At 47.6% G+C, this 19,318-nt stretch carries 19 protein-coding genes; all 19 read right to left on the bottom strand.

Annotated features, from left to right (window positions below):
- Nucleotides 1-6 precede the first annotated feature (6 nt).
- Entirely contained in the window at nt 7-306 is a 300-nt protein-coding gene (locus CB4_RS09325) for a YlxQ family RNA-binding protein (RefSeq protein ID WP_096465267.1), read from the bottom strand.
- A complete protein-coding gene (gene rnpM, locus CB4_RS09320) occupies nt 303-578 on the bottom strand; it encodes an RNase P modulator RnpM (RefSeq protein WP_096465265.1) in 276 nt (91 codons plus the stop codon). The genes CB4_RS09325 and rnpM overlap by 4 nt, the downstream gene beginning before the upstream one ends.
- A gap of 6 nt (nt 579-584) precedes the next feature.
- Nucleotides 585-1,742 (bottom strand): transcription termination factor NusA, encoded by a 1,158-nt coding sequence (nusA, locus tag CB4_RS09315; protein ID WP_096465263.1) that lies wholly within the window; start codon nt 1,740-1,742, stop codon nt 585-587.
- 28 nt (nt 1,743-1,770) lie between these two features.
- Nucleotides 1,771-2,229 (bottom strand): ribosome maturation factor RimP, encoded by a 459-nt coding sequence (gene rimP, locus CB4_RS09310; protein ID WP_096465261.1) that lies wholly within the window; start codon nt 2,227-2,229, stop codon nt 1,771-1,773.
- A 152-nt stretch (nt 2,230-2,381) separates the two neighbouring features.
- Nucleotides 2,382-6,698, bottom strand: a complete 4,317-nt coding sequence (locus CB4_RS09305; protein ID WP_096465259.1) for a PolC-type DNA polymerase III — start codon at nt 6,696-6,698, stop codon at nt 2,382-2,384.
- Between the two features lie 79 nt (nt 6,699-6,777).
- Nucleotides 6,778-8,487, bottom strand: a complete 1,710-nt coding sequence (locus tag CB4_RS09300; protein ID WP_096465257.1) for a proline--tRNA ligase — start codon at nt 8,485-8,487, stop codon at nt 6,778-6,780.
- Between the two features lie 36 nt (nt 8,488-8,523).
- Nucleotides 8,524-9,762, bottom strand: a complete 1,239-nt coding sequence (rseP, locus tag CB4_RS09295; protein WP_096465254.1) for an RIP metalloprotease RseP — start codon at nt 9,760-9,762, stop codon at nt 8,524-8,526.
- A gap of 42 nt (nt 9,763-9,804) precedes the next feature.
- Nucleotides 9,805-10,944, bottom strand: coding sequence for a 1-deoxy-D-xylulose-5-phosphate reductoisomerase (locus CB4_RS09290; protein WP_096465252.1), 1,140 nt, complete (start codon nt 10,942-10,944; stop codon nt 9,805-9,807).
- 18 nt (nt 10,945-10,962) lie between these two features.
- Nucleotides 10,963-11,745 (bottom strand): phosphatidate cytidylyltransferase, encoded by a 783-nt coding sequence (locus CB4_RS09285; protein WP_231956205.1) that lies wholly within the window; start codon nt 11,743-11,745, stop codon nt 10,963-10,965.
- An 11-nt stretch (nt 11,746-11,756) separates the two neighbouring features.
- Nucleotides 11,757-12,530: an undecaprenyl pyrophosphate synthase gene (locus CB4_RS09280; protein WP_096467694.1), complete on the bottom strand. Its 774-nt coding sequence runs from the start codon at nt 12,528-12,530 to the stop codon at nt 11,757-11,759.
- A gap of 61 nt (nt 12,531-12,591) precedes the next feature.
- Entirely contained in the window at nt 12,592-13,149 is a 558-nt protein-coding gene (frr, locus tag CB4_RS09275) for a ribosome recycling factor (RefSeq protein ID WP_096465248.1), read from the bottom strand.
- A gap of 2 nt (nt 13,150-13,151) precedes the next feature.
- Nucleotides 13,152-13,874: a UMP kinase gene (gene pyrH / locus CB4_RS09270; RefSeq protein ID WP_096465246.1), complete on the bottom strand. Its 723-nt coding sequence runs from the start codon at nt 13,872-13,874 to the stop codon at nt 13,152-13,154.
- A gap of 90 nt (nt 13,875-13,964) precedes the next feature.
- Nucleotides 13,965-14,849, bottom strand: coding sequence for a translation elongation factor Ts (gene tsf, locus CB4_RS09265; protein ID WP_096465244.1), 885 nt, complete (start codon nt 14,847-14,849; stop codon nt 13,965-13,967).
- Nucleotides 14,850-14,946: 97 nt separating this feature from the next.
- Nucleotides 14,947-15,663: a 30S ribosomal protein S2 gene (gene rpsB / locus CB4_RS09260; protein WP_096465242.1), complete on the bottom strand. Its 717-nt coding sequence runs from the start codon at nt 15,661-15,663 to the stop codon at nt 14,947-14,949.
- 176 nt (nt 15,664-15,839) lie between these two features.
- Nucleotides 15,840-16,331 carry a DUF6115 domain-containing protein gene (locus CB4_RS09255; protein WP_096465240.1) on the bottom strand — a complete coding sequence of 164 codons (492 nt, stop codon included), beginning with the start codon at nt 16,329-16,331 and terminating at the stop codon, nt 15,840-15,842.
- A gap of 76 nt (nt 16,332-16,407) precedes the next feature.
- Nucleotides 16,408-16,728: a hypothetical protein gene (locus tag CB4_RS09250; protein WP_096465238.1), complete on the bottom strand. Its 321-nt coding sequence runs from the start codon at nt 16,726-16,728 to the stop codon at nt 16,408-16,410.
- Nucleotides 16,729-16,745: 17 nt separating this feature from the next.
- Nucleotides 16,746-18,176, bottom strand: coding sequence for a flagellar assembly protein A (locus tag CB4_RS09245; RefSeq protein WP_096465236.1), 1,431 nt, complete (start codon nt 18,174-18,176; stop codon nt 16,746-16,748).
- 20 nt (nt 18,177-18,196) lie between these two features.
- Nucleotides 18,197-18,985 carry a FliA/WhiG family RNA polymerase sigma factor gene (locus tag CB4_RS09240; RefSeq protein ID WP_096465234.1) on the bottom strand — a complete coding sequence of 263 codons (789 nt, stop codon included), beginning with the start codon at nt 18,983-18,985 and terminating at the stop codon, nt 18,197-18,199.
- Between the two features lie 16 nt (nt 18,986-19,001).
- Nucleotides 19,002-19,271, bottom strand: coding sequence for a hypothetical protein (locus CB4_RS09235; protein ID WP_231956204.1), 270 nt, complete (start codon nt 19,269-19,271; stop codon nt 19,002-19,004).
- Nucleotides 19,272-19,318 lie beyond the last annotated feature (47 nt).

Here is a 19,318-nt window from a genome sequence, read left to right as displayed (position 1 = left end):
CGACAGTTATTGATGAAGTAACTGCGTCAGCTTCGCGGCAAACCCTGCATCAGTCACGCCTACGACTACCCGCTGCTCCTTTCCTAACGCCTGCCCAAGCGTTCCCCGGTCTCCGTATATTTCATACGGCACCCCATAGCTTGTGCATTTGTCTGTTAGTTTTTTGCGGGTATTCGCTGCGGCGTCTTCTGCTAGAATCACAAGATGAACGCCGCCTTGGCGCACTGCTTTTACGACAAGCTCTTCGCCTGTAATAATCTTGCGCGCCCGCTGAGCCAGTCCCAGCATTTGGTTTATTTTATTCATCGTCTTACATGCCTCGCAAATTCTTGTTCGAGCTGCTCGTACATGTCGTCGGTGACGTCTGTCTTCAAGGTGCGGCCGAGCATTTTTTTCTTTTTCACAATGTCAAACGCTTCGAGCGAACGAGAGATGTATGCGCCACGCCCGGACGCCTTGCCGGTAAGATCAAGCTTTACGTCTCCTTCCGGTGTGCGAACAACCCGGATTAGATCGCGCTTCTCAAACATCTCCTGTGTAGCGATACATTTGCGCTGTGGAGTTTTCCTCGTTTTCACGATTTGTTACTCCCTTTCATCCTCATCTGCTGTGATGTCCATCTCAGGTGCATCTGCCACAGGCTCTACTGCTTCTGCCTGCTGGTCAGCTTTCACGATGGAAACAGGCTCGTCATAGACAAAACCTTCTTCCGCCGCCTGTGTCTCACTCTTAATGTCGATCTTCCAGCCTGTCAATTTCGCTGCTAGGCGGGCATTTTGTCCCTTCTTGCCAATCGCTAAGGAAAGCTGGTAGTCCGGCACAATAACGCGTGTCACTTTCTCGTCTTCATACACAGTTACGTGAACGACTTTCGACGGGCTCAGTGCATTCGCCACATAGTCAGCGGTCTCTTCTGACCAGCGCATGATGTCAATTTTCTCACCGCGCAACTCCTGTACGATCGTCTGTACCCTCATGCCTTTCGGACCTACACAGGCACCGACCGGATCGACGTTCGGATCAACGGAGTAGACCGCAATTTTAGAACGGTCGCCCGCTTCACGCGCTACCGATTTGATCTCGACTACGCCTTCAAAAATCTCTGGTACTTCCAATTCAAACAGGCGCTTTAAGAGGCCTGGATGAGTACGGGACACAAAAATTTGCGGCCCTTTTGTTGTTTTTTCAACTTTTGTGATAAACGCCTTAACACGGTCGCCCTGTTGGAATATCTCGTTCGGCATTTTCTCATTAACCGGCATCAGCGCTTCCACCTTGCCCAGGTCAATATAATAGAAACGACCGTCCTGGCGTTGCACGATACCCGTTACGATATCTTGCTCGCGATCAATAAACTCGCTGTAAATAATACCTCGTTCCGCTTCACGAATACGCTGTGTAACAACCTGCTTAGCCGTCTGTGCTGCAATGCGTCCAAAGTCGCGCGGAGTAACTTCCATGTCGATGATGTCATCGACTACATAGTTCTGATCAATCTCAAGCACTTCATCGAGCGAGATTTGCGAACGCGGGTCGGTCACTTGATCTACAACTGTTTTACGCGCAAATACACGAACGTTTCCCAGCTCACGATTAATATCGACACGCACATTTTGTGCGGAATTAAAATTCCGCTTATAACCGGAGACAAGGGCTGCTTCAATGGCTTCGATCAGCACCTCTTTGCCAATCCCCTTCTCCCGTTCAATCTCACTCAATGCTTCAATAAACTCAGCATTCATTGTAATCCCTAATCCTCCTTACTTCTTCTTAAAACACAATCGCCAAACGGGCGCTTGCGATTTTCTCTTTCGGAACTTCCACAGCTGCCTTCGCTTCTTTAATAGTCAGCTGAATCCCGTCGTACGCGATCAATTCACCTTCAAATACGGTGTCGCCGTTTACCGGCTCGGTTGTCGTCACGTGAACATGCTTGCCAACCGCCCGTTCAAAATCTTTCTCTTGTTTCAGCGGTCGTTCCGCTCCCGGAGAGGATACTTCAAGGAAATACGCCACCGGAATCGGGTCCACCTCATCGAGTTTTTTACTGAGTTGCTCACTCACGCGGCCGCAATCCTCAATGTCCACGCCGTCTTCCTTATCGATATACACGCGCAGAAACCAGTTGCTGCCTTCCTTCACATACTCGATATCGACAAGTTCGAGATTTTCTGCTTCAACAATCGGTGTGACAAGCTGTTCTGTCACGGCGATGACATCCTGGCTCAAGAAAACAAACCTCCTAGTATGTTAGCTAAAACGAAAGAGTGGGTTGCCCCACTCTTTGCGTCGTTTGAATACGTATCCTTAGTATTACCAAAAAATATTATAGCATATGCGATTGCCCCAGGCAACCGCTCTGCCAAAGCTTCCATTTCTAACTAGAACAAAGACAGCTGATTTGTCTCCGGCAAATTGCTTAAGCAACCCTGCTGCTGCAATAGCTCAATCACTGAACGGGAGCAACGTGCCCGCTGCTGGAGATCTTCCACAGAAAGAAACTCTCCGTTCTCACGTGCGTTCACAATATTAATCGCGGCACTCGTGCCAACACCGGCAAGTGCATTGAACGGCGGGATTAGACTGTCTCCGTCAATGATAAACTGGCTCGCATGAGAGCGGTACAAGTCAATGTTTTTGAACTTGAAGCCGCGTTCACACATCTCGAGGCACATCTCAAGCACTGTGTATAGCGTCTTTTCTTTCGGCTGTGCGTCATTGCCTTTTTCGGCGATTTCTTTCATGCGGGCGCGAATCGCTTCTGCTCCCTGCGCAGCAAGCTCCACATCAAAATCATCGGCACGAACCGTAAAGTATGTCGCATAAAAATGAATCGGATAATACACTTTAAAATACGCAATTCGTACTGCCATCAGAACGTACGCAGTGGCGTGCGCCTTTGGGAACATGTACTTGATCTGCTTGCACGACCAGATATACCAGTCCGGTACGTTGTTGTTCTTCATCTCTTCTTCCATCTCCGGCGTAAGACCTTTCCCTTTCCGCACGGATTCCATAATCTTAAATGCATATGATGGCTCAAGCCCCTTATACATTAAATACACCATGATGTCATCCCGACAGCCAATTACGTCTTTCAGTGTACACGTGCCATTGCGAATAAGCTCTTGTGCATTATTAAGCCACACGTCCGTACCATGTGACAAACCTGAGATTTGCACCAACTCAGCAAACGTCGATGGGCGAGTATCCTCAAGCATCTGACGGACGAATTTCGTCCCGAACTCCGGAATACCAAGCGTACCGATTTTACTGTCAATCTGCTCCGGTGTAATGCCTAACACTTCGGTGCTGCTAAAAATTTTCATCACTTCCGGATCTCCAACCGGAATGTTTTTTGGATCAAGTCCCGTTAAATCTTGCAGCATGCGGATAACGGTCGGGTCATCGTGACCGAGAATATCAAGTTTTAAGAGATTATCATGAATGGAATGGAAGTCGTAGTGCGTCGTCTTCCACTCGGCATCACGATCATCCGCCGGGAACTGAATCGGACAGAAGTCGTAAATTTCCATATAGTCAGGTACGACGATGATGCCCCCTGGATGCTGACCCGTCGTCCGCTTAACGCCGGTACAACCAGCGGCTAAGCGTCCCATCTCAGCATTTCGCCATTGTCGCCCTTTTTCCTCTGCATATTTCCGCACAAAACCGTATGCTGTTTTCTCGGCAACTGTACCAATCGTTCCCGCACGGTATACATATTCCTCGCCAAACAGCACTTTCGTATAGTTATGCGCCTGCGGCTGATATTCCCCGGAGAAATTCAAATCAATATCGGGAACTTTATCTCCCTTAAATCCGAGGAATGTTTCGAATGGGATATCGTGCCCATCGCCGAGCATAGCAGTTCCGCATTCTGGACAGGTTTTTGGTGGCAGATCAAAACCAGAGCCATACTCCCCTTTAAGGAACCATTCATTATGCTTACAACTCGGGCAGCGATAATGTGGCGGCAGTGGATTTACTTCCGTAATCTCCGTCATCGTCGCTACGAATGAAGACCCAACAGACCCCCGGCTTCCGACGAGATAACCGTCATCAATTGATTTTTTTACAAGCTTGTGTGAGATCAGATAAATAACCGCAAATCCGTGAGTAATGATGCTGTTCAGCTCTTTTTCGAGCCGCTTCTCTACAATCTCCGGTATTTCCTCTCCGTACAGCTCACGTGCTTTGTTATAGCTCATCGACCGAATTTCCTCATCGGCCCCTTCGATCTTCGGCGTGTACAAATCTTTTGGAATGATTTGCAGCTCTTCGAAGCGGTCCACGATCGCATTCGGATTTGTAATGACGACTTCTCGCGCTTTTTCTTCCCCCAGGTACATGAACTCTTCGAGCATTTCATTCGTCGTGCGGAAATGCGCGTCCGGCTTGTATTGCTCTTTTAGCGGACTAAATCCGGTAATCCCGTTAATCAGAATCTCACGATAGTCCTTCTCAAGTGGATGAACATAGTGAACATTCCCGGTCGCAATGACTGGCTTCTCAAGCTTTTCTCCCAGCTCGACAATGCGGCGATTGGCATCCATCAGTGCCGCTTCATTGGCAACCAGCTGCTTCATAATCAAATGGCGATTCATTTCAATCGGCTGAATTTCCAGCACATCATAAAACTGCGCCACTTTTTCCGCTTCTTCCGGACTTTTATTCAGCACCGCTTCAAACAGCTCGCCTTTCTCGCACCCTGAAACAACGAGCAGCCCGTCCCGATACTGATTGATCTTCGCCCGTGGAATGCGTGGTGTTTTATACAAAAACTCGGTATGGGACAGCGAGATGATTTTGTACAAATTTTTCTTTCCGACTTCATTCAGCGCATAAATATTGCAATGAAACGGGCGAGAATTGTGCAGATCAAGCCCAACATGATTGTTCAAGTCTGCCAGATTCGTAATGCTTCGTTCTAACACTTCTTTAAGCAGCACAAAAAACACATATCCAGTCGCTTCCGAGTCATCTACAGCCCGGTGGTGGCTTTCGAGGCTAACGTTAAACTTATCTGCAAGTGTATTCAAACGGTGATTGCGCATCGTCGGATACAGGAAACGCGCAAGTTCCAGCGTATCCAGGAACGGATTGTTCACAGGCGGAAGCCCCACCTGCTTGCAGCTGGCCTGCAGGAAACCCATATCAAACTTTGCATTATGGGCAACTAACACAGCATCTCCAACAAATTCAACAAACTCCCGAATCGCCTGATCAAGTTCCGGTGCATCCTTCACCATGTCATCTGTAATGTTCGTGAGCTGCTGAATGTTCAGAGGAATCGGCTCATGCGGATTGACAAACGTCTCGTAACGATCGATAATTTCCCCATTCTTCATCTTCACACCGGCAAGCTCAATGATCGTATTATTAACAACAGACAAGCCGGTTGTCTCTACGTCAAATACAACATACGTATCATCCGCCAGCTCACGCTCCTGTGGTTGGTGCACAATCACAGCTGTATCTGGTACGACATTCGCTTCGATGCCGTACAGCACTTTGATCCCATGCTTCTTCCCGGATGAGAAAGCTTCCGGGAAAGCCTGAGCTACTGCATGATCTGTAATCGCAATCGCCTTATGTCCCCACTCTGCTGCCTGCTTCACAATGCGGTCAGCAGACGCGATGCCATCCATCGCACTCATATTCGTATGCGCATGGAATTCTACTCGCTTCTCTTCCGCCGTATCCATGCGGGATGCCGCAGGCTTAACCTGTTTCAAATCACGGGCGGTCATGACAAGCTCACGCGCATACGTATCTTCCTGTACCGGCCCCCGAACGCGAATCCACATGCCGTTCTTTAAGAGATTCAGCTTTGGTACATCTTCTTTATCTCCCGCAAACATCTTTACCTGAAGTGAGTCTGTATAGTCGGTTATGTTAAACGTACAAAGCGTACGCCCGCTGCGCAGCTCCCGTATATCTAATCCGAATATAAGACCCTGAATGCACGTCCGACCCTGTTCCTCTGTAATTTCACTAATCGGTACCGGATCATCTTTAATTTCGTAGCCAAGCTGTAGCATTTCGTTGGAAGCTGCCACGGATGTTTCTGCTGTCTGGAGCTGATCTTTTTCCTTCTGCTTCTCAAGGAGCGCTTCGAGTGCACGAGAACGGTCTTCTTCTTCTCGTTGCTCGACGAATTGCTGATGCGTCTCCTCGTTTTGTACAATATGATAGCCTACAGACGGACGAATGCCACTTATTTGCTCGACTGCGCCAGAAAGCCAGTCTTCCACCCGACGCTGCTTCATTCTCTCCAATATGACTTCGTTCGGTGCACCAATCTGAATCATCTGATCGCGCACTTCATGTGGAGCCGTATACAAATGCGCAGCCGTCGAATTAATGTGCGGGGCAATTCGGTCCACTAGCACCTTCCAGTATTCCCCGACAAACTCAGGCAGCAGCACCGGCTCCTCATAGCGAAGACTGCAATCTATCGTTGCAATGTCTTGAAACGTCTGGGTGAGCTTCGTCTGGAACGCCTGATACACATTCACCGGAAGCCAGGCTGGAAGCCGAAATGAAAAGTGCCATTTTTTCTCCTTGCGATACACGTCCACTTTCTCCAGCAGCCCGCCAGAAAAATATTGATCAACAAATTCAGGTGGAATCGCCAGCTGAGTGAGCAACATGTTGAATCGCTCGCGCTGGACAGATTTGTTCGTTGTCGCCATACTTATCCACCCCTCCCGTAAAAAGTAAACGCAGGCACCCAACTCGGGGTACCTGCGCACCTGATGCCTGTGGCTGCCTTTATGCCTGCAGTTCGCCTGCAAGTTGTGCAACGTGCGCCAACAGCTCGTCCATATGAATATCCTGACCTTCTCCACTACGGCGCAGTTTGCATTCGACAATACCCTCGCCCGCTTTGGCACCAACCGTAATCCGGATTGGTAGACCGATCAGATCCGCATCTTTAAACTTCACGCCAGCACGTTCTGCCCGATCATCGAGCAGTACATCATAACCAGCTTCACACAGCTTGCTATAAATGTCTTCAGCCAGCTGCTTTTGCTCCTCATTCTTTACATTAACCGGCACAACATGAACGTGGAACGGCGCCATCTCCCACGGCCAGATGATGCCATTCTCGTCATTATTCTGCTCCACACACGCAGCTGCTGTACGGGAGACGCCAATTCCATAGCACCCCATAACCATCAGCTGCTCTTTCCCATTCACATCAAGGAACTTCGCGCCCATCTTTTCGCTGTAGCGTGTGCCCAGTTTAAAGACATGACCAACCTCGATCCCACGTGCAAATGCGATATGTCCGCCGCAGCGCGGGCACTCATCGCCTTCTACTACATTACGAAGATCCGCATATGCTTTCACGTTAAAGTCACGACCCGGCACGACATTACGGTAATGCATATCCACTTCATTTGCACCCGCAATTACATCGATCATATCCTGTACGAGCGAGTCAGCATATACTTCGATCTCATCTGGCAGGTTGAACGGTCCGATGAATCCGAGCGGTAGACCGAGCTGTGCAAGTTCTGCTTCCGACGCCATTTCCAGTACATTCGCATCCACAATATTTTTCAGCTTCACATCGTTCAATTCGTGATCACCGCGCACAAGCCCAATCACAAAACGATCATCCGCTTTGAACACCAGGGCTTTAATGAAACTGCGCGCTTCGAAATTGAAATGGTTCATTAACTGCTCGATCGTTTTTACATCTGGTGTCGGTACTTTTTCCAGTTCGCCTGCTGATGCTACGCGATCCTCCTGCTTATATACCACTTCCGCTTTTTCAAGGTTCGCCGCATAATCGCACGATGTGCAATACGCAATTGTATCTTCCCCGATCTCTGACAGCGCCATGAATTCATGCGTGCCCTTACCGCCAATGGCACCGGCATCTGCTTCAACCGGACGGAAATTCAAACCCGCACGTGTAAAGATACGAGAGTATGCCCCGTACATGCTGTCATAGCTTGCATCCAGTCCTTCTCGGCTTGTATCGAAACTGTACGCATCTTTCATCACGAATTCACGGGAGCGAATCACGCCAAAACGCGGGCGTACTTCATCGCGGTATTTCGTCTGAATCTGATACAGATTGATCGGTAGCTTCTTATACGAATTCAAGTTGTCACGCACGAGGCTTGTCACAACTTCTTCGTGTGTTGGCCCGAGTACAAAGTCACGATCATGACGATCTTTCAACCGCATCAATTCCGGACCGTATGCTTCCCATCGTCCAGTTTCCTTCCACAATTCAGCCGGCTGAATCGCTGGCATCGAGATTTCCTGCGCACCGGCGCGGTCCATCTCTTCACGTACAATTCGCTGCACATTGCGTAGCACGCGGTATCCGAGCGGCAAGTATGTATATACGCCGGATACAAGCTGGCGGAGTAGGCCGGCACGTACCATCAGTTTGTGACTGATGATTTCCGCTTCTGCCGGCACTTCCCGCAGCGTTGGGAGTAATAATGTAGACTGTTTCAACTCATTCGACCTCCAGACTCGACTTCCCTTGCTTCTTTAACTAAAAAAACGCTGAATGTCGTTCCATGTCACGACAAGAATTAATACCATTAAAAATGCAAAACCAAGAAAATGCACCATACCTTCCTTCCTTGGATCAATCGGGCGTCCACGTACCGCTTCAATCCCGATAAATACAAGGCGTCCACCGTCAAGCGCTGGCAGCGGAAGCAGGTTCATAATTCCAAGGTTCACACTGAGTGCTGCCGCCCACTGGATGAGAATCATCAGGCCTTTCTCGGCCGCATCTCCGGTGTACTTAAAGATGCCGACCGGGCCGGACAGCTCCTGAACCGGTACCTGGCCGGTAAATAACTGACCAAGCATCGTATAAATCAACTTCGAAAATTCGTACGTCGTGACAGCCCCGTACTTGGCTGCTCCAATGACTGACTTGGATGTAGGTGCATATACGCCGATTTTGCCAACTTTCCCATCGGTACCCGGGGTTACCGGCAGGGCGAACTGTCCGCCGTCACGCTCAATGACAAAATTCAGCTTTTTGTTCGGTGACGCACTTACAACCTGTACAATGTCTTTCCATGTATGAGTTGCTTTTCCGTCAATCGAGATGACTTTATCGCCTTGTTGCAGCCCAGCTTTTTGTGCAGCCTGCCCCGGAATCATCCGACCCATGACAGGATCATTTGCCGGAATACCGTACGCCAGACCAAGACCTGTCAGCAATACAAATGCCAGCAGGAAATTCGCCATCGGCCCAGCAAAAATCGCTGCTGCCCGCTGTCCGACTGTTTTGCCTCCGAATTGGCGATCATATGGCGCAATCTGTGTTTCTTCATTTTTGTGCAAAATTTTCGCCTGTGGATGCAAAGCATAGCGCACGGGCTCTCCGTCTTCTGTACCACGAATAAACAGATTATGTTCGAGATCGGTTTCCTCCACCGTCACAATCGTGGCATGCGGATGATGAAGGATATCCGTCAGAACAATACGTGTCACAAGACCATCCTGGTCAAATTCAAGCCCAACATCCTGACCGCGCTGAATCTCGATTACTTCCGGATCTTCCCCGGCCATGCGTACAAAACCACCAATCGGCAGCAGACGAAGCGTGTAGCGCGTCTCTCCACGCACAAAGGAGAAAACTTTTGGCCCCATTCCAATCGCGAACTCTCGACACAAAATACCGGCCCGCTTCGCAAGCAACAAATGGCCAAGTTCATGAATAAACACTAGCAATCCAAACACAAGAACAATGGCTAAAACCTTTATCAACGGGGTTCCACCTTTCCTGGTTGTTTGGCCTTCATTAGGCCACTACTCCTGTTCTGCCGCACGGCGTGCCCACGCATCCGTCGCTACAATCTCATCCAGACTTGGAGCAGCAATTGCCTGATGCTTCGCCATGACAGAAGCGATAATGTCTTCAATCGCTAGAAATGGAATCTCTCCCGCAAGGAAGCGAGAAACAGCCACTTCATTCGCCGCATTTAGCACGGCCGGCATTGTCCCACCTTTTCTTCCCGCCTCATAAGCAAACCCAAGACACGGATACCGCTCAAAATCCGGGGCGGCAAAATGCAGTGTACCCATCTTGATCAAATCAAGCGGCTCTGATTCAAGCGGAAGTCGATCCGGGTACGTAAGTGCATATTGAATCGGAATGCGCATGTCTGGCGTTCCAAGCTGCGCCATCACTGCACGGTCTGTAAACTCTACCATGGAGTGAATGATGCTTTCTTTATGCAGCACCGTTTCAATTTTGTCGTACGGCACCCCGAATAGCCAGTGCGCCTCAATGATTTCCAGCCCTTTGTTCATCATTGTTGCCGAATCAATCGTAATTTTAGCCCCCATACTCCAGTTCGGATGAGAAAGAGCTGCTTCCACTGTGACACCTGCCAGTTCATCCCGTGTTTTATCACGGAACGAGCCGCCCGATGCGGTCAGAATCAAGCGGCGAACCTGCTCCACCCGTTCTCCCTGCAAGCATTGGAAAATCGCCGAATGCTCGCTATCAATCGGGAGCAGCGGAACGCCGTGTTTTCGCACAAGATCGGTCACCAGATGCCCAGCTGTCACAAGCGTTTCCTTGTTGGCCAGTCCGATTGTCTTGCCGGCTTCAATCGCCGCTAGCGTCGGCGCAAGCCCTGCGCTTCCCACCATAGCAGCAACAAGAAACGAAGCCTCCGCATGCGTGGCAACGTCTAATGCACCCTCGTCCCCCCACAAGATGCGAACGGAGTCCGGAATACGACCACGCAGCTGTTCTGCCAGCTCTTTCGTCTGTACTGATACGAGTTTCGGCACAAATTCACATGCCTGCTCAGCTAGGAGAGCAACATTGCGTCCCGCCGCAAGTGCTGTGACCGCGAATTCATCAGGATGCTGGCGCACTACATCCAATGTCTGCGTTCCGATTGATCCAGTTGAACCGAGAATAGCTAGTTTCTTCATGGTTCCTCTTCTTTCATTTTATAATAAATGGAGTACATGCAGAACAGGGAATACAATAATCCAACTGTCACAGCGGTCAAGTACCCCACCATGTCCCGGAAGAAACGTACCGGAATCTTTCACATTAAATGTACGCTTAACAGCCGATTCAATCAAGTCACCGATCTGCCCGCTGATCGCAATCACTCCCCCCATCAAAAGTGCCTGCATCAGCGTAACTACCCCACCAACAGCGAACAACACCATGACCAGCATCGCAAGTACAATGCCGCCCATTGATCCTTCCACTGTTTTATTCGGGCTAATCGCCGGCCATAGCTTTGTTTTCCCAACTGCTTTCCCTACAAAATACGCGCCGGAATCTGTCGCCCATATACTAAACAGCACAGCCAGCGTCACAGCCAGACCGTTTTCGATCCGAGTCACGTTTATGTAATGAAAACCAAATCCAACATACAAACATCCCAACAGCACATAAGCGACATCTGGATATTCAATGCGGTTTTTAGAAGCCACCGTTAAAAAAAGCAACAGCAGCACAAATAAAAACAAGTAATCTGTCCGGAGCAAGTCTCCGTTCCACATCCAACCTGGCAGCACAATCAGCCATGTGAAGAAGAGCCCCATGATTCCGTGCACATCAGTAATCGCAATCTGCTTCATACGCATCAATTCAAAATAAGCCAGTGTTGCCAGAAAAAAAACAAGGGCCGTATACCAGACACTTCCCAAATACAAAAGCAGAAGAAACCCGGCCGCCCCTACAATTCCCGTTATAATACGAGTTTTCAAGCACTCCACCTCTATTGTTGTTACAGCGCTCCATATCGCCTACTGCGCCGCTGGTATTCCCCAATCGCATTATAAAAGTCCTGCTGCGAAAAATCCGGCCAGAAGCCATCATGAAAAATAAACTCGCTGTACGCAAGCTGCCACAGCAGAAAATTACTCAATCGCAACTCCCCGCTCGTACGAATCAGCATATCCGGATCAGGTAGTCCTGCTGTTTCCAGATATGAACTGAACACATCCTCCGTAACATCTGCTTCTGCTAGGGTACCATTCCGTACATCTTCTGCAATGTGCCGCACCGCACCAAGCATTTCGGCGCGACTTCCGTAGTTCAGCGCAAAATTCAAAATGAGCCCTGTATTCGTTTTTGTTTTTTCCTGTGCCTCTATGATAGCCTGAAGGGTATGCGACGGGAGCTTCGTTTGGTCTCCCATCATTCGCACCTGTACGTTGCGCTCGATTAACTCACCCAGCTCAATTGTAAGGAATTCCCGTGGAAGCTTCATAAGAAACTCCACTTCATCTGTGGGACGCTTCCAGTTTTCTGTGGAAAAGGCGTACAGAGTCAGCACCTTAACACCAATCTCATCCGCAGCTTTTGTAATTTCTTTCACAGTTTTCATACCCGCCCGGTGGCCCATGACACGAGGCAGCGCACGCTGTCGGGCCCAACGACCGTTCCCATCCATAATAATGGCCACATGCTGTGGAATGTTATCCGGGTCAAGCGTAAGCCCTTCTGGCAGCGTGCTCTCCCCGCTTTTCTGCATCCACCTGGTCAGTTTATCAAGCATACGTAGTTCCCCCGCGCAACCAAATGTCATAAACCCCCTCTTTACGGAGGGGGCATACGTCTTACACTTCCATGACTTCTTTCTCTTTATCCGCTACGGTTTTATCAACAAGTGCCACATATTTATCCGTTGCTTTTTGTACAAGCTCTTGATGATGCTTCATATCATCTTCCGTGATATCCCCGTTTTTCTCAAGCTTTTTGATGCTGTCATTCGCATCACGACGAATATTACGAACTGCAACTTTTGCTTCTTCGCCTTCTTTTTTTGCAAGCTTCACCAGTTCTTTACGTCGCTGCTCTGTAAGCGCTGGAATCGAAATACGCACGACGCTGCCATCGTTTGTTGGTGTCAGTCCAAGATCGGACTTTAAAATCGCTTTTTCAATCGGGCCAAGCATTGTTTTTTCCCACGGCTGAATGAGGATCAAGCGTGGTTCTGGCGTATTAATGTTAGCCGCCTGACTGACTGGAACCGGAGATCCATAATAATCAACCATAACACGGTCCAGAAGAGCAGGCGTTGCACGTCCCGCACGCAGCGTTGTTAATTCGCGTTTCAAAGCCGCAATCGCTTTTTCCATACGCTCTTCAGCTTCTTTAATAATTTGCTGTGGCATGTTTATTCTCCTTTCACGATCGTTCCGATTTTTTCACCCATAATCGCGCGCTTAATGTTGCCTTCTTCCGTAATGGAGAATACAAGAAGCGGGATGTCGTTGTCCATGCACAGACTGGATGCTGTAGAATCCATAACACCGAGTCCTTTATTTAGCACTTCAAGGAATGTGAGCTTTTCGTATTTCTCTGCATTGGCATCGACCATTGGATCAGCCGAGTATACACCGTCAACCTTATTTTTTGCCATAAGAATGACTTCTGCTTCAATCTCAGCAGCCCGAAGCGCAGCTGTTGTATCTGTAGAGAAATATGGATTTCCCGTACCCGCTGCGAAAATTACAACCCGGTTTTTCTCAAGATGGCGCACCGCTTTTCTGCGTATGTATGGTTCGGCTACCTGGCGCATTTCGATAGATGTCTGAACACGCGTCGGCACATTCAGACGCTCTAAGCCATCCTGCAAAGCCAAGCTGTTCATAATAGTCGCAAGCATCCCCATATAATCTGCTGTCGTACGGTCAATACCTTTAGCGCTTCCTGCAAGGCCACGCCAGATGTTACCGCCTCCGACTACAATCGCAACCTGTACACCAAGTTCTACGATTTCTCTAATTTGCTTTGAAATGGTGGAAATGACATCTGAGTCAATCCCGTACCCGACATTACCCGCCAGTGCTTCGCCGCTTAATTTTAATACAACACGTTTATATGCCGGAAGAGGCATGAAAAAACAACTCCAATCCTGTAAAATCCTAATCCTGGTTTAAAAATAGGGAACACAATGTGTTCCCTATTTTTCTTCGGTTTCCCGTTCTTATTGTTTTTTAGTTTGTGCCATAACTTCCTCTACGAAGTTATCCACTTTTTTCTCAATGCCTTCGCCCACTTCATAGCGTACGAAACGAACAACATCTGCGTTGCTTTCTTTCAAGAGGTTTTTCACTTTCTTGTCAGAATCTTTTACGAATACTTGCTCAACAAGGCAAACTTCTTCGTAGTATTTGTTCAAGCGGCCTTCTACCATCTTCTGTACGATGTTTTCCGGCTTGCCTTCGTTCAACGCCTGTGCAGTCAGAACTTCACGCTCACGATCGAGTTCAGTTGTGTCAACTTCTTCTCGTTTCACGTATGTAGGACGAGCAGCTGCAACTTGCATTGCTAGGTCTCTTGCAAGCTCTTCATTACCGCCAGTAAGCTCGATCAGAACCGCGATTCGGCCACCCATGTGAATGTAAGAACCGAATACATTGCCTTCTGGTTTTTCAAGAATTTCAAAACGGCGAAGGTTCATGTTTTCGCCAATTGTTGCGATTTTTTCATTCAGAACTTCCTGCAGAGCAGCACCTTCACCTTTGAAAGCCTGGCCCATTGCTTCTTCAACAGAAGCCGGACGCTGACCTAAAAGGTGATCTGTGATTTCTTTTACGAAGTTTTGGAAGTTTTCGTTTTTCGCTACGAAGTCAGTTTCGGAGTTAACTTCTACGATGCAAGCAATACTGCCTTCTGCTGCAACTGCAGCCAGACCTTCTGCTGCAACACGATCAGATTTTTTCGCTGCTTTTGCAATCCCTTTTTCACGGAGAAGGTCAATTGCTTTTTCCATATCTCCATCTGTTTCTTGTAGCGCTTTTTTGCAATCCATCATACCAGCGCCTGTGCGCTCACGCAGTTCTTTTACCATGCTTGCACTAATTGCCATGGGAAAATCCTCCTAAGAATTGTATGTGCTTTTTTTGTAAGAAAAGGGTGGGAAAGGTTACGATACCCTCCGCCCACCCTTACTTTTCTTGTGGAACCTATACAGTTGCAACCGGTGCAGCTTCTTCACCTTGACCTTGGTTAGCTTCAAGGATTGCATCTGCCATTTTACCTGTTAATAGTTTAACAGCACGGATAGCGTCATCGTTACCCGGAATTACATAATCGATTTCATCCGGATCGCAGTTTGTATCAACGATACCTACGAGCGGGATACCAAGCTTACGAGCTTCTGCAACAGCGATACGCTCTTTGCGTGGATCGATTACGAAAATCGCATCCGGAAGCCCCTTCATGTTCTTGATACCGCCGAGGAATTTTTCCAGGCGATCTTTCTCTTTACGGAGAATGATAACTTCTTTTTTCGGAAGAAGTTCGAATGTGCCGTCTACTTCCATTTTTTCAAGCTGGTGCAGACGAGATACACGTTTCTGGATTGTGCTGAAGTTAGTCAGTGTACCACCCAACCAGCGTTGGTTAATGTAGTACATGCCGCAGCGAGCTGCTTCTTCTGCTACAGATTCCTGAGCTTGTTTTTTTGTACCTACAAACAGGACTTTGCCACCGTTTGCTGCAATTTCGCGTACAAAGTTGTAAGCTTCGTCAACTTTTTTCACTGTTTTTTGCAGATCGATAATGTAAATACCGTTACGTTCGGTGAAGATATAGCGGGACATTTTTGGGTTCCAACGACGTGTTTGGTGACCGAAATGCACACCTGCTTCGAGTAATTGTTTCATAGAAATTACTGCCATCTCCAACGACACCTCCTCTAAAATGGTTTTTTGTAATGCCTCCGTTCTTCGCATCTCCAGTTGAAACTTGCAGCAGTTTTCCCGCTTCAAGCACCGTCACCCGGATTGAAGAACGTGTGTATTTTTACACCGCTAGTAAATATACCATAGGTGCTAAAAAAATGCAACTCACTACTTTATGAAAAAAAACCCTGTTTTTTAAGCATCTGAATGACCATCGCAACTTCTCCGTCACCAATACCAAGCTTACGTGCGATTTCGTGTGGCGACATCCCTTCCTCATACAAGGCCGGAACTTCTCTGTAGTCTTCTTTTAAGTAGAGCATCGGCTGTGCAGAAGGCATAAGCCTGTCTGCCTGACCTGTAACATGTGCCGGCTGATTGGCAAGTTTCTGGATGAGTTCTTCCTGCTGTCCCTGAAGCATATGTATCTTCTCCAGTACCGAAGCAAGTTCTGCTTTCATTCCTGTCATCTCGATATCATGTGCCCGTTTCAATTGAGTAATGGAACGAAGCAGCTCCTTATTTTCCTGATCGAATTCCTGCATAACTGTGGCCAGGGCTTCTTCTGCCGTGTTGCCTTCAACTGTTCGTCTTCCCACCTGGATCATCCATAGTGCAAGAAGTAACAGGCCGACAGTCAGTCCTGCTAACCATACTGTTGTCACTTGTTCCACCTACCATACAGGAGAAAACGAGGCATGTATAAGCCTCGTTTTCTCCCTTTCATTTTATGTGTATATATTAAAGCGAAATATCGAGTTTATGACCAATATACGGATGAAGACTTTCTTCATGCTCCTCATCGTTCAATGCTTTAGCTCGACGGCTTTTTCCATGCCCTTTGTGTTCATTTTGCTTTTCCTTCTGATGCTGATCAATGGTCCCTTCTTCCACATGCTCAGCCCGAATGGTACGGGAGCTGTTTCGTTCATCTTCCTCCTGCTGTTTAAGAGCTAGTGATGCCTGCTCCTGCTGCGGACGTTCCTGGAGTTGCTCTGCTATTTTCCCCATATCCTGCATGCGTGGAATTGCGATCTGCAGTTCAAGTGCTCGCAATGTCATCTTTTCTCCTCCATTGCCTACAAAATGGTTGAGGTCACTTGGCCATCTTCTCCCAGATAAAAAGCGGAACGACTGTAGTTTTCCTTGATAAATCGTACGGTACTTCCGAATACAAGCTTTGTGCCACTGTACATAATACCAGAACATTCAACCCGTGCGCTTTGCATACCGCTTAACATTTCTTCAATTTCACGCAAGCGCTCTTTAGACTGTGCCAGTTTTTTTTCGGACAACAACTTGGAATTCGTAAATTTAATCTGCATGGCTTTTTTATCAGCCGTAAGCTTCCCTTGCATAGCAAGCTGATCGAGAAAACGCAGGCCCTGATCAGCCTTCAACACGGAAGCTGTATGTTCTTTTACTTCTTTTTTTAAATTTTGTAATTCTTCACGCAACTGCGGCTTTACCCCAACCTCTATACTAGTCGGTGTATTAGTTGCGTTACCGACGATTTTTGCCAGTACACTTTCGCCTGCTTTAATTGAACCACCAACAATTAAGCCTTTCGTAGCCCGACAAATCACCTGGTGCCCAGCACTAACATTACTGTGCATAATAACCTGTGAAATAATCACGTCATTTTCCGCCGTTACAAGCGCATCCTGGATAAAACCAGCTTTCACATCATGTCCAGCTTTAATATATCCTTTATTCTGACCAATCACTCCCTGGGCAATTTCAATTGTCCCATTGGCTTCAAGTGTAGCACCCTCTACACTTCCAGCAATCCGAATATCTCCCCCCGCTTTAACGGTAAAACCCGGATGCACATTTCCCCGTACAACAACACTTCCGACAAAGTCAATATTCCCTACACTGAAATCAAGATCTCCTTTTACCTCATAGACAGAAAGCACATTTAGCTTCCCTTTATCTGTAATGGAAACCTGCCCATCAATGGCTGCATACGCATGCACTTTCTCCTGATCAAGAAGCACATTTTTCCCGATCTGGTAACGTGCTTCTTTTCCATCTTTCGCTACAATTTCGTCACCCGTTACAGATTTACCTGGTGTGCCTTTTGTAGCTGGAATTTTCTTGGCGAGCATCTGTCCTTTGGAGACGTTAAGAAGAGTAAGGACGTTATAATAATCCACATTTCCGTCTTCCTTTTCCTGAGGGCCTGTTTTTCCGGAGGAGTGGATCATATATTCAATTTTTCCATCTATGCCGTGCACAGGAGCACTCCCATGCGCAACTGTTAGGTTCTCATGTGAATAACTACGCGGACTTTCCGCTACTTTGCGAAGCAACTCCTCATCCCGACCGAAGTACACTTTGTTTTTTTCGAGCACAGAAACAACCTCATCATATGTGAAAGTCATTCCTTCTTCAATATCAAACTCCATAACAGCAGTAAGCTTATCTTTTGCAATCTGAATTTTGGCTACATCCGCAAATGTTTTCGGGGGCGACGTCTCTTTTTTTTCGTTCTCAAAATCCTCCATATTCACCCTCTTCTTCCCTGTTATTCATTTAGTAAGTATTCTTTTGATCGCTGTAATGCACCTTTCATCCGAAAGATCGCTTTGGAATGAAGCTGCGAAATGCGCGAAGCGGATAACCCCATAATTTCTGCAATTTCAGTAAGAGAGCATTCTTCATAATAGAAAAGCGAAACTACTGTTCTTTCTTTAGGGGGCAATTTATCAATCGCTTCCGCCAAAATCTGTTTTCGCTGTTCTTTATGAAGCGCTGTTTCCGGCTTTTCAGCGTTTTCATCAGTAACGACTGTTTGCCTGGATTGTTTATGATCCTCATCATCTTGAATCGGCTCATCCAGCGAAAGAACGGAGGCAAAAGACACATCAAGAAGCGTCTGGTTCAATTCTGCTGTTGATACATTTAAGTATTCACTTACCTCTTCATCCGTCACAGCACGCAAATGCTGCTGTTCAAGAATGGTATAGGCTTCTTCAATCTTTTTTGCTTTGTCACGAATAGAACGTGGAATCGTGTCATTTACACGTAGTCCATCAATCATAGAACCACGAATCCGCCACATTCCGTATGTTTCAAATTGGAGACCCCGCATGTAATCGAACTTTTTCAATGCATCAAGCAGTCCAAATCTACCAAAACTGATGAGATCATCTTTTTCTACTGTATCCGGGAGCCCCATAGAAAGTCGTGTTGCCACATAATTTACAAGAGGCAAATACTGCTCAATTAGTTCAAGTTCAGCCTGGCGATCCCCTTGCTCCCGCCAGCGTTTCCACTTTTCAATATCTACCTGCTTCTTTGCCTTTCGCGCCACCGTAGGTTACCCCTTTCTATTCATTGGAGAATACCCGCAGAGCCTGTGCAATTTCTTCAGGATCAAGGGTTGATGATTCATTGCGTGCAACACGAGGGAAATTATTCGGAGAAAACTCCGCAAAATCTCCCTCTGCACGACGCTGCTGATCTTTCCCTGTTTCCACAGGTGACATAGATGTCTCTTCAGGTGTCACAAAGTTGACGTGCTGCCCGATTTCAGTTGATTCTTCATGCGGCGGACGAACTGTTCCTAAAGTCCACCGCATTACAAACTGAGCAACCATGATGACAAAAAAGAAAATACTAAAAATAAGTAAAGATCGAATCAAAC

It is taken from the genome of Aneurinibacillus soli (assembly GCF_002355375.1).
In the GTDB taxonomy this organism is placed as follows: domain Bacteria; phylum Bacillota; class Bacilli; order Aneurinibacillales; family Aneurinibacillaceae; genus Aneurinibacillus; species Aneurinibacillus soli.
This window is presented reverse-complemented; position numbering and strand designations above follow the sequence as displayed.

What these genes read in the sequence shown, in the direction of transcription:
- CB4_RS09325 (WP_096465267.1), bottom strand. Translation starts at nt 306, where the DNA reads ATGAATAAAATAAACCAAATGCTGGGACTGGCTCAGCGGGCGCGCAAG.
- nusA (WP_096465263.1), bottom strand. Translation starts at nt 1,742, where the DNA reads ATGAATGCTGAGTTTATTGAAGCATTGAGTGAGATTGAACGGGAGAAG.
- CB4_RS09305 (WP_096465259.1), bottom strand. Translation starts at nt 6,698, where the DNA reads ATGGCGACAACGAACAAATCTGTCCAGCGCGAGCGATTCAACATGTTG.
- CB4_RS09290 (WP_096465252.1), bottom strand. Translation starts at nt 10,944, where the DNA reads ATGAAGAAACTAGCTATTCTCGGTTCAACTGGATCAATCGGAACGCAG.
- CB4_RS09280 (WP_096467694.1), bottom strand. Translation starts at nt 12,530, where the DNA reads ATGCTTGATAAACTGACCAGGTGGATGCAGAAAAGCGGGGAGAGCACG.
- frr (WP_096465248.1), bottom strand. Translation starts at nt 13,149, where the DNA reads ATGCCACAGCAAATTATTAAAGAAGCTGAAGAGCGTATGGAAAAAGCG.
- pyrH (WP_096465246.1), bottom strand. Translation starts at nt 13,874, where the DNA reads ATGCCTCTTCCGGCATATAAACGTGTTGTATTAAAATTAAGCGGCGAA.
- tsf (WP_096465244.1), bottom strand. Translation starts at nt 14,849, where the DNA reads ATGGCAATTAGTGCAAGCATGGTAAAAGAACTGCGTGAGCGCACAGGC.
- rpsB (WP_096465242.1), bottom strand. Translation starts at nt 15,663, where the DNA reads ATGGCAGTAATTTCTATGAAACAATTACTCGAAGCAGGTGTGCATTTC.
- CB4_RS09250 (WP_096465238.1), bottom strand. Translation starts at nt 16,728, where the DNA reads ATGACATTGCGAGCACTTGAACTGCAGATCGCAATTCCACGCATGCAG.
- CB4_RS09245 (WP_096465236.1), bottom strand. Translation starts at nt 18,176, where the DNA reads ATGGAGGATTTTGAGAACGAAAAAAAAGAGACGTCGCCCCCGAAAACA.
- CB4_RS09235 (WP_231956204.1), bottom strand. Translation starts at nt 19,271, where the DNA reads ATGGTTGCTCAGTTTGTAATGCGGTGGACTTTAGGAACAGTTCGTCCG.